Genomic DNA, 12540 nt, shown 5'->3' with positions numbered 1-12540 from the left:
GCCGAGTCGAGAAGTCGACCGGCCACAGTCGACCTTTGTGCCGTCACAGGCGTGGAACAAGAACGCAGCTGCGAACCAGTTTGGTTCAGACGTTGACCGGGGCCCGCTCCTCGGCCGGCACCGGGGGCTTCGCGTGCACTCCGGGGCGGCGGCCCGGGTACTTCCTGGCCAGCCGCTTGCCGATCCCGACGATCCAGCGGCGGGCCGGCTCCTCGATGTAGCGATGTGCACCCTCCGCAACCAGCAACAGGATGCAGATCGTGAGCACCCAGCCGACGTACGGGTCGATGCCGTGGCCCTTGCTGACCGGGTCGGTCGAGCTGAGCTGCCACACCAGCCACCGATGGGTGATGTAGAGCGCGTAGCTGGCCACACCGAGCGTGACCATCGGGCGGGTCTTGAGGATGCGGGCCATCCACCCACGGTCAGAGGCGAGCGACAGCAGGGCGAGCGTGAACGGCAGCACGAAGAACGGCCCGAACGACCCGGCACCCCAGAAACCGCCCTCGCCGCGGAACATCGCGAGGAGCAGCACGTACGCCAGAACGGCGGCCTGGATCACGTGGTGAGTCAGGTCACTCCAACGGCGTACATAAGGAAGGAGGAAGGAAATCGCCACGCCGCACAGGAAGATCGGCAGTTGGCAGAGCGGGTTGCGGTACATCCAGCGGTGCGCGGAGCCCGGGTCGGCGGCCGGCAGCTCGGCGCGGCCGGTGAGCACGAAGAACGCCAGCAAGCCGAACGACACCAGAGCGGTCGCTCCGATGATCGCGATCAGGGCGCGCGCCCCCCATTTGCGACTGGCCGCGGCGACCAGCGGCACCACGAACGGGAACACCGCGTAGAAGAACAGCTCGGCGCCGATCGACCAGCCCGGGCCGTTGTAGCGCGACTGCGCGGCCAGCAGGTCCCCACCCCAGGTCTGCACGGCGAAGATGTTCTCGAGGAACGCCTTCGGGTACTGCCGGTGGCCGACCGCGGTGTAGAAGAGGGCGCAGTAGATCAGCACGACCCAGTACAACGGCATGACCCGGGCAACCCGGGCGAGGTAGAACTTGAGCGTCCGGCGGCTCTGCCGGAACGTCAGCCCCGGGTAGTTGTAGCCGAGCACCACCCCGGAGAGCATGAAGAACAGCGGCACCCCGATGTAGCCCCAGTGCGCGATCTTCGCGAGCTCCTCGGGCAGGCTCTTCGGCACGCCCAGATGGGAGACGACGACCGCGATGGCGGCTACCGCGCGTAGTCCGGTCAGGGCCTTCAGCTCGGGACGGCGCTCGTGCGGCCCGAATGCAGTCGTCGTGCCGCTCACCATGCTCCTGTGCTTTTGGTGTGAAAAGGATAGGCGCAGCATTAGAACATGACCGGCGGCCCCGGGCACAGCGGGACCGTCGATGTCTACGCAGCGTCAGATCATCACCACGCGGTCCATCCGCCGTCGACGACCAGATTCGCCCCGGTGACGTAGCTGCTGCGCGGAGATGCCAGGTAGAGCACGGAAGTGGCGATCTCGGCCGGGTCGCCGACCCGCCCCAGCGGCGTCTGCGCGCCGAGCCGCGCCAGCAACGCAGGGTCACCGTCGGAGCCGGGGAACGGCCCCGGCGTGATGCAGTTGACCCGTACGCCGGCCGGGCCCAGCTCCACCGCGGCGTACCGGGTCAGCTGCACCAGGCCGGCCTTCACGGCGCCGTAATAGGGCGGGTTCCCGGCCTCCGGGGTGTCGTAGAGCTGCGGTTTCGGGCTGACCAGCCCGTACATCGAGGCCACCGTGATCACCGTGGGTGAGCTGTCGGCGGCCGCGGCCACCAGCAGCTCCCGGGTGCCGTCGAGGAGGCGCTGGAAGGCGCCGAGGGCCAGGTTCGCCGCCTCCATATAGTCGGCAGGGCGGGCCGAGCGCAGCGAGCCACCCCGCCCGACGTGCGCGTTGTGCACGAGCACGTCGACCCGCCCGCCCTCGGCGGTCAGCCGGGCGCCGAGCGCGGCCACGTCCTCGTCGCTGGTCACGTCGCAGCGGGCCGGCCGGCAGTTCGGCCCGAGCTCGCCGGCGAGCGCCTTGAGCCGGCCCTCGTCCCGCCCGATCAGCCAGGTGGTGGCGCCGGCCCCGGCGAGTGCCGCAGCCATCACCCGGCCGAGCCGCCCGGTCGCGCCGGTCACCACGGCGACGCGTCCGCGCAGGCCGAAAAGGTCGTCAATCGTCGTCATCGGGTCCACCGGCTCGGGTCGAGAAGGTCATCGGGCATCTCCGGGAGGGCGGCGAGCACCGACTCCCGCTCACTCTCGGTCAAGGGTTTGCGGCGTACGAGGTCAGCGTTGTCCCGCAACTGCCGCTCCGTCTCCGCCCCGACGACCAGCGAGGTCACCCACGGCAGTGACAGCAGGTAGGCGATGCACAGGTCGGCCCGGGAGTCCCGGCCGAGCTCGGCGGCGAGCCGGTCGAGGGTCGCGACCACCGCGTCCCGCTCGGCGTCGGGAAGGTTCGGCCAGGTCACCGTCGTCCCGGCAACAAGCAGACCTTGGAGGTACGCGCTGCGCACGGTCACCACGAGATCGGGCCGGGGCGCCTCGAACACCCAGCGCCGGTCGAGGATGTTGCATGGCAGCTGGACGTACCCGAGGTCGGGCAGGTCGAGCGCCCGCTGCAGCTCGTCCGGGCTCTGCACGGAGACGCCGATCCGGTCGGCTTCTCCCTCCAGGAAAAAGCGGCGCAGCTCGTCCCAGCCGCCGGCCAGGGCATCGGTGGCCCGGTGGAACAGCAGCGTGACCGGCCCGCTCCGGCCCATTCCGCTCCGGCCCAGCGCGGCCCGGCTCGCGTCGACGCTGGCCCGCACGGCCGCGGCGGTGTCGGCACCCGGCGCGACCTTGGTGATGATCGCGAGCTCGGGCGGCGCTGCGACCCCGATCCGGTTTTCGCTGTCGCCGTAGGCGCGGGCCGTGTCCAGGTGGGTGATGCCCAGGTCGCGGGCCGCGGCCAGGATGCCGGCGGCGGCGTCGTCGTCCGGGGCACCGGTCCGGTTGGCGATGCCGTACGCCATGCCCAGCTGCGCCGTCCCGAGGATCAGCACCGACTGGCGGTAATCGCCCCGCTGCCGGATGTCGATCATTGCCGAACCGCCTGTTCATCGACCTGTTTGCGCAGCTCTGAGCACATAGTTCGCGATGTTATGCTCCGACCGATGCACCACGCGAATTACTACTACGGCCACGCCCACATCCTGTCCCGGTACTGCCGGCTCGAGGATCCCCTCGACCCACCGCGGATCCGGGGCTACCTCCAGCACGGGTGGAACATCGGCGACGGGATGGCCCCCGGCGTGCCGTTCATCGACGGCAGCCCCCTGCTGGTGTGGTCCGAGCAGACCCGCCGCCGCGCGTGGTCACAGGGCCGCCGCGACGCCGTGGTGGTCGGTTCCCCGTTCGCCTACCTCGAAGCGATGGACGCGGCCGACGGGTCGGAGCGCGAGGGCACCATCTTCTACCCCTTCCACGGCTGGGAGGGGCAGCAGGTGATGGGCGACCACCAGCGCCTCATCGACGAGCTGAAGGCCCACGAGACCGGCCCGATCACGGCCTGCCTGTACTGGAACGAGTACAAGGTGCGCGGCATCCGCAAGGTCTACGAGAACGCCGGCTTCCGGGTGATCTGCCACGGCTACCGCGGCTTCTGGTGGCGCGACACCGACCGCGAGTTCCTGGTGCGCCAGCTCGCCGAGCTGCGCCGCCACAAGCGCGTGGTGTCCAACCGGCTGTGCAGCGCGATCTGGTACGGCCTGCTGGCCGGCTGCCAGGCCGCCGTCTACGGCGACCCGATGGTCCTGGCCGACGCCGACCTGACGTTCGGCGGCGAGCCCCGCCTGCACCGCCAGTGGCCCGAGGTCTACGGCTACGACCCCGACCCGATCGCCGGCCGCGAGATCGCGGTGAGCGAGCTGGGCGCCGACATCCTGGCCACCCCCGAGGAGCTCCGCACCTACCTGGGCTGGACCGACGCACCCTGGGCCGGCCTCGCCCCGGTCCCGGCCTAACGGTTCCCGGGCAGGATCAGACCCGACGGGTCGGCCTCCGCGATCTCGCCGGGCAGGATGAGCCTCGGACGCCCGGTGGACAGAAGCAGGCCACCGCCCTCGACCTCGTCATCGCCGTGGGTGCCCCGGCAGACCGCACACAGCGGCACCCGCGCGCCCTCGGGCCGATTGGTGGACGGCCGGTACGGGTGCTCGGGATAGACGACGGGTTCCACCACCCCGCGGGGATTCTGGTGGAAGTGATAGCAGTTGTGCATGACCCCGTTGGGAAACCGCAACGCGATCTCAGCGGTCGGCAACGACACAAGCCGGGCCGAGACGCCGGGGCATCCGACACGGTGTATCTGCGGGGCAGGCGGGTAGTCGCGCATCAATGGCATCCATGGGGCAACGGAGCACCCACGTCCCAGGCAACGGCAACGGCGGGTTCTGCACGAGCGGGTAGCGTCGGGGGATGGTCGAGTTGGTTGCGCCCACTGTTCGGCTTCGGGACGCCTGGCTTGATGCGCATCGGGAGTGGGGGCCGGGGGTGCACGAGGACGGGTTCGCGTTGCGGCCGTCCGATGATGTCGGGTCGCCGGGTGGGTTTGCCGAATGGGTTGCTCGGCTCGAATTCGATGAAGACCCGGCTCAGCAGCATGACGTCGGGCACGTCTACCGATGGATCGTCGAGGACGGGCGGGTGCTCGGCGGGATCGCGCTTCGCTACGAGTTCGACGGGGCCACGCCGCCGATGGGGCACATCGGGTTCGGGGTGCGGCCGTCGGCCCGGCAGCGGGGGCTTGCCTCGTGGGCGCTCGGGGAGATTCTCGGCGCGGCTCGGGCCGTCCGGCTCCAGCGGGTGCTGGTCATGTGCGCCGACGAGAACACCGCGTCGGCCCGGACCATCGAAAGTGGCGGTGGCGTCCTGGAAGCGGTGCGGCAGACGCCGTTCGGGCCGGCCCGCCGCTACTGGATCACGCTGTAAGCATTCACCCGCAGCAGATGAGCGGCCGGCGTGGGCTTCCGTGCGACCATCCGCGGCATGGGGACGCTGGTCTTCGTCACCGTGCCGCTCAGCCTGCTGGTCACCCTGGATGACCGGTTCCGGCCGGTGGCCGAGGTCAGGCGCGCAGGTAGCGGAGCACGGCCAGGACCCGGCGATGATCCGAGCGGTCGTGCGGCAGGTCCAGCTTGGTGAAGATCGCGGTGACGTGTTTCTCCACGCTGCGGTCGGCCAGGTGCAGCGACTCGGCGATGGCCACGTTGGAGCGTCCCTCGGCGAGCAACCCGAGAATCTCGCGCTCGCGGGCGCTCAGCCGGGCCAGCCCGGCGTCGACCGACGGCGCGGCCAGCAGGTGCCGCACCACCTCCGGGTCGAGGGCGGTGCCACCGGCGGCGACCCGGCGCAGCGCCTCCACGAACTCGTCGGTGCTGACGATCCGATCTTTCAGCAGATAACCCACCTTCCCGGCATTTTCCACGAGGAGTTGCCGGGCATAGCTGGTCTCGATCCACTGCGAGAAGACCAGAACACCGATTGATGGGTACGCGGACCGCAGGGTCAACGCCGCCCGGAGTCCCTCGTCGGTGAACGTGGGTGGCATCCGCACATCGACCACGGCCGCCTCCGGCCGTTCCCGCTCGACCGCGTCGAGCAGCGCCGTGGCGTCGCTGACCGCGGCCACCACCTCGATGTCGTGCTCGCCGAGCAGCAACAGCATGCCATCCCGCAGCAGCGGGTTGTCCTCGGCGATGACCACGCGCATGTCAGTACTCCCGGGGCAGGGTCATGGTCACCACGGTCGGTCCGTGGTCCGGCGACTCGATGCGCAACTGACCGTCGAGCGCCTCGGCCCGGCGGGTCAGCCCGGCCAGCCCGGTGCCGCGCTCGCTCGCCGCGGCGCCGCCCCGGCCGTCGTCGCGGACGGTCAGGGTGACCCGGGTGGCGTCGTCGGTCAGGGTGATCGAGACGCGGGTCGCGTGGGCGTGCCGGGCCACGTTGGTGAGCAGTTCGAGGACCGTGAAGTAGAACGCCGATGCGGTGGCGTCCGGCGGGCGGCCGGACAGGGCCACCCGCACCTCGGCCGGCACCGCGCTGCGGCCGGCCAGGGTGGACAGCGCCACTTCGAGGCCGTCGTCGAGGGCCGGGGGATGCATGCCGCGGACGATGTCGCGCAGCTCGGCGAGGGCCTCGGTCACCGTGGTGCGGGTGTGCGCGGCCAGGTCGCGTACGTCAGCCTCGGTGGTTTTGTGCTCTATCCGGGCCAGCGCCACGCCCAGCGTGACCAGCCGTGCCTGCGTGCCGTCGTGCAGATCGCGTTCGACGCGGCGCAGCAGCGCCGCCGCATCGGCCTGCAGGGCCGCCCGGCCCGCCTCCAGCTCGGCGATCCGCCGGGCCGCCCGGGTCGGCTGCAGCAGGCCCCGCACCAGCAGCGAGTCGGCGTACACGATGAGGCGCACGAACCACGGCACCACGAGCAGCAGCACCACCCCACCGGCGGCGGTCCGCCAGGAGATCAGCCAGTTGTCCGGGTCGTTGTCGAGCCAGCGCCAGGCCGGGTAGGTGAGTGCGGCCAGGCCGCTGCCGAGCCCGATCAGGGTGAGATAGGCGCCGGTGTAGACCACGGCGAAACCGAGGAAGCAGTATGCGAGGGCGCGCCACGCGGTGCCGTCGGTGAGCAGGATCCGGCCGGTCGGCGGCACGTCCGGCCAGTCCCAGCCGAGCAGTTTGCGGGCCGGCGCCCGGAAGTAGCGCGGGGTGCGCCGGGCCAGCGCCAGCATGCCGGCGAGCAGCGCCAACCCGAAGATCACCACGGAGAGGGCGGCGGCCGCGATGCCGAGCAGGGCGAGCGCGAACGTGGGCAGCCGCAGGACCGCGCCGCTGAGCACGAACGCGAGCTCCCGCCACCAGCGGCCGGTGACCCAGATCCGGCCGACGTCGGCGGCGCGACCCCACCTCATGACCTCGGCGGCGCGGCCGCGCATCAGCCGACCACCTCGATCGGCGGCCGGCGCAGCATCGCGGCGGCCGGCAGGGCCAGGCCGGCCAGCACCAGCGCCGCCGTGCCCAGCACGCCACCGACCAGGAACGACGGCGGAACATACGGCTGCCAGACGCCCAAGGCGGTGTGCAGCAGCGGAAGCATGGTGGCCGCGGCCACGGCGGACCCGGCCGCCAGCGCGGTGGCGGTCACCACCAGAGCCTCGCAGATCACCACCCGCAGCGTGTGCCCGCGGGTGCCGCCGACCAGCCGGACGACGGCGAGATCCTGCCGCCGGGCCTGCATGACGGTGATCAGCGTGTTGACCGCGGCGACCGCCGCGAAGGCCGCGTAAACCCCGGTCCCGGCGTAGGTGAGCCACCGGTCGGCCGGCGTCATGGCCACCCCGGTGACCTTCTCGGTGGTGCTGCCGATCACGATCGTGAACGCGGCGAACCCGACCGCCAGGGTCAGCGGCACCAGGGCCCCGGACAGCGACCGGCGGCGCGCCACCACATTGTCGGCCGCGATCCGCCCGACCGGCCCGAACAGCCGTGCCACCGGCGCCGCGAGCCGCAGCAGCACCGGCCCGAGCATGCCCATCCCGAAGCACATGGCCAGCATGACGAACAGCCCCGCGTTGTCGGCCGTCTCCGCGCTCGCGTCGCTGATCAGCACCGACAGCGTCACGCCTCCGGCGACGAGCAGAAGACCGATCGGGGTACGGACCCGGCCGCGCCTCGGCACCGCCGCCTCGGTCAGCGCCATGGCCGGCCGCAGCCGGGACGGCCGGATCGCGGCGATCAGCGCCCCGAGCAGCGAGGTGCCGATGGTGGCGGCGAACGTGATCGGCACGACCCCGCCGTGCACCCGGAAGGTCACCTCGGCCGGCACGATGCCGTGGCCGACCAGGCCGCCCACCCAGGCGGAGCCGAACAGCAGCCCGAGCGGCACCCCGACGACCGTGGCCGGGATCGCGACGATCGCGGCCTGCGCGGCGATGGCCCGCCGCACCCGCCGCGGGGTGGCTCCGACCGTGCGGAACAGCGCGAGGTCGCGGCCCTGGTCGGCGATGGCGGTCCCCATCGTCACCCCGACGACCAGGATGGACAGATAGATCGACGCGACCAGGAAGACGATGCCCATGTCGGCGACCCCGTCGGCGGCCATGGTGGCCCGCTGCGCGGCGGTCAGCGGTGCCCCGCTGAGCGAGGCGACCGCGCACAGCCCGGTGGTGACCAGCGCGGCGGCGAGCGCCTGGGTGGCGGCCGGCCCGAGGAACGCCCACGGGTTGCGGCGCAGCGCCTGCCGGACGATGCCGCTGCTCATGCCAGCTCCTCGCTTCGCTCCGAGCTGCCAAGAGCAAATTCCGCACTGAGCTTGCCGCTTCGCTCGCTCATGCCGCCACCGCCGAGACGCCGCGCAGCCGGTCGGCGATCTCCCGGGCGTCCGGGGCCGCGCCGTCGTGCGCGATCACGCCGTCGCGCAGCAGGACGAGCCGGTCGCTCCACGCGGCGGCGGCCGGGTCGTGCGTCACCATCAGCACCGCGGCGCCGTCCCGGTCGGCGGCGGCCCGCAGCAGCCCGAGGATCATCGCGCCGGTGGTCGGATCGAGGGCGCCGGTCGGCTCGTCGGCGAACACCGCGGACGGCGCGGTGACCAGCGCCCGGGCGATCGCGACCCGCTGCCGCTGGCCGCCGGAGAGCTCACCGACCGGCCGTTTGCCGAAGCCGGCCAGCCCGACCTGGGCGAGGACCTCGTCGACGGTCCGGTTCCGCGGCCCGCCGAGGCGGACCGGGAGCGCGACGTTCTGCCGTACGGTCAGCTCGGAAAGAAGGTTGTAGGCCTGGAAGACGAACCCGGCGTGATCGCGCCGCAGGCGGGTGCGCTGTTTCTCGCGCATGCCGGTGATGTCGTGCCCGGCCAGCCGCACCCGCCCGCCGGTGGGCCGGTCGAGCCCGGCGGCGCAGTGCAGCAGCGTGCTCTTGCCGGAGCCGGTGGCGCCCATGACGGCCACGAACTGCCCGGGCGGAACGTCGAGGGACACCTCTCGAAGGGCGAGGACGCCGCGCGGATAGCGCCGGGACACCGAGGCGAGCGAGATGACGGATTCCATGCCTCCACCCTGGTCGCCGGGCATCGCCGACACATCCGGGCAGGCCCACCGGCACAGGTGCGGTTAACCGCACCTTTCTAGACTCCGGTGGTGATCTTCATGGCCCGGTATTCGCGAGGTGTCCTGGTGGCCGGCCTGTCGATCGTGGCGGCGGCCGTTCTCGCCGGCCTGCTCGGCGTGGTGCGGCCGGCCGCGATCACCGTCCTGGTCGTGCTGACCGTGACCCCGGTCGTGCTGCTCCTGGCCACCTTCCTGACGCCGTCGATCCGGCGGCCGCCGGCGGCCTTCGCGGTGGCCGACGGGGCGTTCCGGACACCGCGCACGATCATGTACGCGTTCTGCGGTGTCGCCCATCTCGGCCTGCTCGGGCTCCTGGTCCTGCTCACCGACGACTTCGCCGCGCTGAGCCTCAAGGACAAGGCCACCTACGTGGTCGGCACCGCGTTCTTCGTCATCTATGTGCCGGCGATGTGGCGGGGCGTCGGCCTCACGATCACGGCCGAGGGGATCCGCGCCGACAAGCACTGCGGCACGGTCGTGGTGCCGTGGGCGGCGATCGGGCCGGTACCGCCGATCGGCGAGCGCAACGAGGTCAGGCTGAACTACCGGGATCCGGGCCTGGTCCGGGTCTCCGGCTGGACGCCGAACCGGCGGGAACTGCTCTGCGACGGCACCGACGCCAAGTTCGCCGCCGCGGCCATCGGCTACTACGCGGCCCACCCGGAGGAGCGGGCCGGCATCGGCACCCCGGCCGCGCAGGACGAGCTCCGGGCGGCGCTCGACGCCGTTCCCGCCGAGAAGCCGGCATCGTCGTCGCGGGGCGAAAAGGTGGCGCTCATCGTGATCGGCCTGGTGTTCTTTGTCGTCGCGGTGGCCGGTGACGTCTGGGTCAGCGAGATCCTCGGCGACGAGTCGCTCCTCGGCTGGCTCGTCCACCTGGTCGCCGGGGCGATCGGCTTGGCTGCCGGGTGGTGCGTGATCGACGGGGTGAAAGGCCTGCGGAGGCGCACCTAGTCGCAGCACCGGGACCCGGCCACGCCGATCTTCGGGTGTTACGACAGATTTAACAACCGTCGATGCCTGGTGGGCCGGTCGATCTTGCGTGCGATACTCGCCGGACATGGTTGCCTTTGAACTCGCGGTCCAGGACACGTACGGCCTCGCCGTGGCGGCCCGCCTCGGCGTCGACCGGATCGAACTCTGCTCGGCCCTGCCGCTCGGCGGTGTCACGCCGTCGCTGGCGTTCATCGAGGCGGCCGTCGCCACCCCCGGCATCCCGCCGGTGCACGTGCTGGTCCGGCCGCGCCCGGGCGGCTTCGACTACGCCACCGACGAGATCGCGCTGATCGTCCGGGATGTCCAGCACGCGATCGCGGCCGGTGCCGCGGGCGTGGTGGTCGGCGGGATCCGGTTCGGCACAGTGGACGCCGCCCTGGTCAGCCGGGTGATCGAGGTGGCCGGCGACGCGGAGGTCACGTTCCACCGGGCCTTCGACACGCTGGCCGATCCGCACGGGGCGATCGATGCCCTGGTGAAACTCGGTGTGCGGCGGATTCTGACCTCGGGCGGGGCCGCCAACGCGGCCGAGGCGCTGCCGGAGCTCGCCGGGCTGGTCGCGGCGGCCGGTGGGCGGATCGAGATCATGGCCGGTGGCGGGGTGCGGCCGGAGGTCGTCGGCGATCTGGTCCGGGCCGGGGTGGCGGCGGTGCACGCCTCCGGCAAGGGGACCGTCGCGGACACCGTGGGGGTCACGCTCGGCAGTGCGGCCCAGGGTGGCCAGGCCGGGCGGGAGACGACCGACGAAGTGCAGGTCGGCCGCCTCCTCGCGGCGTTGAGGTCAGTGCATGATCACCGGGGTCGGGACGGCGTCGCCTTCGTCGGCTGATGTCGCCACGGTGGCCGGTTCCTTCTTGCGGGGCAGGAAGGCGATCGGCACGAACGTGGCCAGGACCAGGATGAAGCCCACCCAGAAGGTGCTGGCGAACGAGTCCGCCACGAACGACAGGCCCCGCTGGAGGATGTCCGGCGGGAGCTGCATCTGGGCACCGTGCTGGGCGGCGATCGCCGCCTGCGCCTCGGTGATCGGCTCGCCGGTGGCCGGGTTGGTCGCGCCCGGGATCTCGGCCGAACCGTTCAGGTGGCTGGTCAGGATCACCGACATGATCGCGGTGCCGATCGAGCCGCCGATCTGCTGCAGGATGTTGACCAGCGTGGAACCGCGGGCCACCTCGTGGCTGGTCAGCGTGCGCAGGGCCGAGGTCATGATCGGCATCATGGTGCCGCCCATGCCGAGGCCCATCACGAACAGCGAACCGCACAGCAGCAGGTAGGACGTGTCCGTGCCGACCTGGGTGAAGGTGAAGAACCCGGCGGCGATCAGCGCCATCGCGAACGGCACCGTGCGGCCGACCGGGATGCGGTCGGCGAGTGTGCCGGCGATCGGCATGGTGATCATCGCGCCGATGCCCTGCGGCGCCATCAGCAGGCCGGCGTGCAGCGTGGACTCGCCGCGCACCTGCAGGAAGTAGCTGGGGAACAGCAGGCCGGCGCCCATGAACGCGATGATGAAGACGAACAGCGAGATCGTCGAGACCGCGAGCCGCCGGTTGCGGAAGAGCCGCAGGTCGAGCAGCGGGTGCTTCGGCTTGAACGAGTAGAACACGAAGCCGATCACCAGCAGCGCGCCGATCAGCATGGTCACCCACACCTTGGTGGCGGTGATCGTGCCGGTCTCCGGCAGCGAGGACACGCCGAACAGGAACAGCGCGAGGCCGGGGGAGAGCATCAGCATGCCGACGAAGTCGAACGACTCGGACGGCTTCGGGTCGTCCTTGGGCAGCGCGAGCTGCGCGTAGACCAGGCCGATGATGCCGATCGGCAGGTTGATCAGGAACACCCAGTGCCAGCTGGCCGCCTCGATCAGCCAGCCGCCGAGGATCGGGCCGCCGATCGGGCCGAGCAGCATCGGGATGCCGAGGACCGCCATCAGCCGGCCGATCCGCTCGGGGCCGGCGGCGCGGGTCATGATCGTCATACCGAGTGGCATGAGCATGCCACCGCCCAGGCCCTGCAGCACCCGGTATCCGACGAGCTGCTCGATCGAGCCGGCCGTGGCGCAGAGCACCGAACCGGCGGTGAACAGGAACAGGGCCAGCATGTAGAGCCGTTTGGTGCCGAACCGGTCAGCGGCCCAGCCACTGAGCGGGATCACCGTGGCCAGGGCCAGGGTGTAGCCGGTCAACGTCCAGGCGACCTGGGCGTAGGTGGCGTTGAACTCGGTCTGGAAAGTGGGCAGGGCGACGCTTACGACCGTGATGTCGAGAATCGACATGATCGCACCCAAAACCACCACGCCGGCGATCTTGAGGACGGCGGCGTCCAACTTGGCAGGCTGCGTGGCTGCCGTGTCAGTCACGAGAAACTCCAGGGTCGGTCTGGGGAG

General features: G+C 71.5%; 13 protein-coding genes. 4 read left to right on the top strand and 9 right to left on the bottom strand.

Annotation, left to right across the window (positions count from 1 at the left end; all coding sequences use genetic code 11):
• Positions 1-85: 85 nt before the first annotated feature.
• The 3 genes from Adu01nite_RS21845 to Adu01nite_RS21835 all read right to left on the bottom strand — a co-directional run bounded on the left by Adu01nite_RS21845 (position 86) and on the right by Adu01nite_RS21835 (position 3098).
• Positions 86-1312 (bottom strand): acyltransferase family protein, encoded by a 1227-nt coding sequence (locus Adu01nite_RS21845; RefSeq protein ID WP_203728777.1) that lies wholly within the window; start codon positions 1310-1312, stop codon positions 86-88.
• A 101-nt stretch (positions 1313-1413) separates the two neighbouring features.
• Positions 1414-2199, bottom strand: a complete 786-nt coding sequence (locus tag Adu01nite_RS21840; RefSeq protein WP_203728776.1) for an SDR family NAD(P)-dependent oxidoreductase — start codon at positions 2197-2199, stop codon at positions 1414-1416.
• Positions 2196-3098 (bottom strand): aldo/keto reductase, encoded by a 903-nt coding sequence (locus Adu01nite_RS21835; RefSeq protein WP_203728775.1) that lies wholly within the window; start codon positions 3096-3098, stop codon positions 2196-2198. The genes Adu01nite_RS21840 and Adu01nite_RS21835 overlap by 4 nt, the downstream gene beginning before the upstream one ends.
• A gap of 72 nt (positions 3099-3170) precedes the next feature.
• Here Adu01nite_RS21835 and Adu01nite_RS21830 point away from each other — a divergent pair, with 72 nt between their 5' ends.
• Positions 3171-4019 (top strand): hypothetical protein, encoded by an 849-nt coding sequence (locus tag Adu01nite_RS21830; RefSeq protein ID WP_203728774.1) that lies wholly within the window; start codon positions 3171-3173, stop codon positions 4017-4019.
• On the opposite strand, the gene Adu01nite_RS21825 is transcribed toward Adu01nite_RS21830, so the two are convergent.
• Positions 4016-4318 carry a hypothetical protein gene (locus tag Adu01nite_RS21825; RefSeq protein ID WP_203728773.1) on the bottom strand — a complete coding sequence of 101 codons (303 nt, stop codon included), beginning with the start codon at positions 4316-4318 and terminating at the stop codon, positions 4016-4018. The genes Adu01nite_RS21830 and Adu01nite_RS21825 overlap by 4 nt on opposite strands.
• Positions 4319-4473: 155 nt before the next feature.
• On the opposite strand from Adu01nite_RS21825, the gene Adu01nite_RS21820 reads away from it, so the two are divergent.
• Complete coding sequence (locus Adu01nite_RS21820) at positions 4474-4986, top strand: GNAT family N-acetyltransferase (protein WP_203728772.1); 513 nt, start codon at positions 4474-4476, stop codon at positions 4984-4986.
• 136 nt (positions 4987-5122) lie between these two features.
• On the opposite strand, the gene Adu01nite_RS21815 is transcribed toward Adu01nite_RS21820, so the two are convergent.
• From Adu01nite_RS21815 to Adu01nite_RS21800, 4 genes are all read right to left on the bottom strand, one after another.
• Complete coding sequence (locus Adu01nite_RS21815) at positions 5123-5767, bottom strand: response regulator (RefSeq protein WP_203728771.1); 645 nt, start codon at positions 5765-5767, stop codon at positions 5123-5125.
• A gap of 1 nt (position 5768) precedes the next feature.
• A complete protein-coding gene (locus Adu01nite_RS21810) occupies positions 5769-6986 on the bottom strand; it encodes a sensor histidine kinase (RefSeq protein ID WP_203728770.1) in 1218 nt (405 codons plus the stop codon).
• Positions 6986-8311: an FtsX-like permease family protein gene (locus tag Adu01nite_RS21805; RefSeq protein ID WP_203728769.1), complete on the bottom strand. Its 1326-nt coding sequence runs from the start codon at positions 8309-8311 to the stop codon at positions 6986-6988. Before Adu01nite_RS21805 ends, Adu01nite_RS21810 begins: the two co-directional genes overlap by 1 nt.
• A gap of 67 nt (positions 8312-8378) precedes the next feature.
• On the bottom strand, positions 8379-9098 hold the full coding sequence (locus tag Adu01nite_RS21800; RefSeq protein ID WP_203728768.1) for an ABC transporter ATP-binding protein: 720 nt from the start codon (positions 9096-9098) through the stop codon (positions 8379-8381).
• 90 nt (positions 9099-9188) lie between these two features.
• Here Adu01nite_RS21800 and Adu01nite_RS21795 point away from each other — a divergent pair, with 90 nt between their 5' ends.
• Positions 9189-10112 (top strand): hypothetical protein, encoded by a 924-nt coding sequence (locus Adu01nite_RS21795; protein ID WP_203728767.1) that lies wholly within the window; start codon positions 9189-9191, stop codon positions 10110-10112.
• Positions 10113-10218: 106 nt separating this feature from the next.
• The gene (locus Adu01nite_RS21790) at positions 10219-10983 is read left to right on the top strand and encodes a copper homeostasis protein CutC (RefSeq protein WP_203728766.1); all 765 of its coding nucleotides are present in this window, start codon (positions 10219-10221) and stop codon (positions 10981-10983) included.
• Here Adu01nite_RS21790 and Adu01nite_RS21785 read toward each other — a convergent pair.
• Positions 10936-12513 (bottom strand): DHA2 family efflux MFS transporter permease subunit, encoded by a 1578-nt coding sequence (locus Adu01nite_RS21785; protein WP_203728765.1) that lies wholly within the window; start codon positions 12511-12513, stop codon positions 10936-10938. The genes Adu01nite_RS21790 and Adu01nite_RS21785 overlap by 48 nt on opposite strands.
• Between the last annotated feature and the right edge of the window lie 27 nt (positions 12514-12540).

It is taken from the genome of Paractinoplanes durhamensis (assembly GCF_016862175.1).
Taxonomy (GTDB): Bacteria; Actinomycetota; Actinomycetes; order Mycobacteriales; family Micromonosporaceae; genus Actinoplanes; species Actinoplanes durhamensis.
Note: the sequence above shows the minus strand (reverse complement) of the source record. Positions and strands in the feature narration are given on the sequence as shown.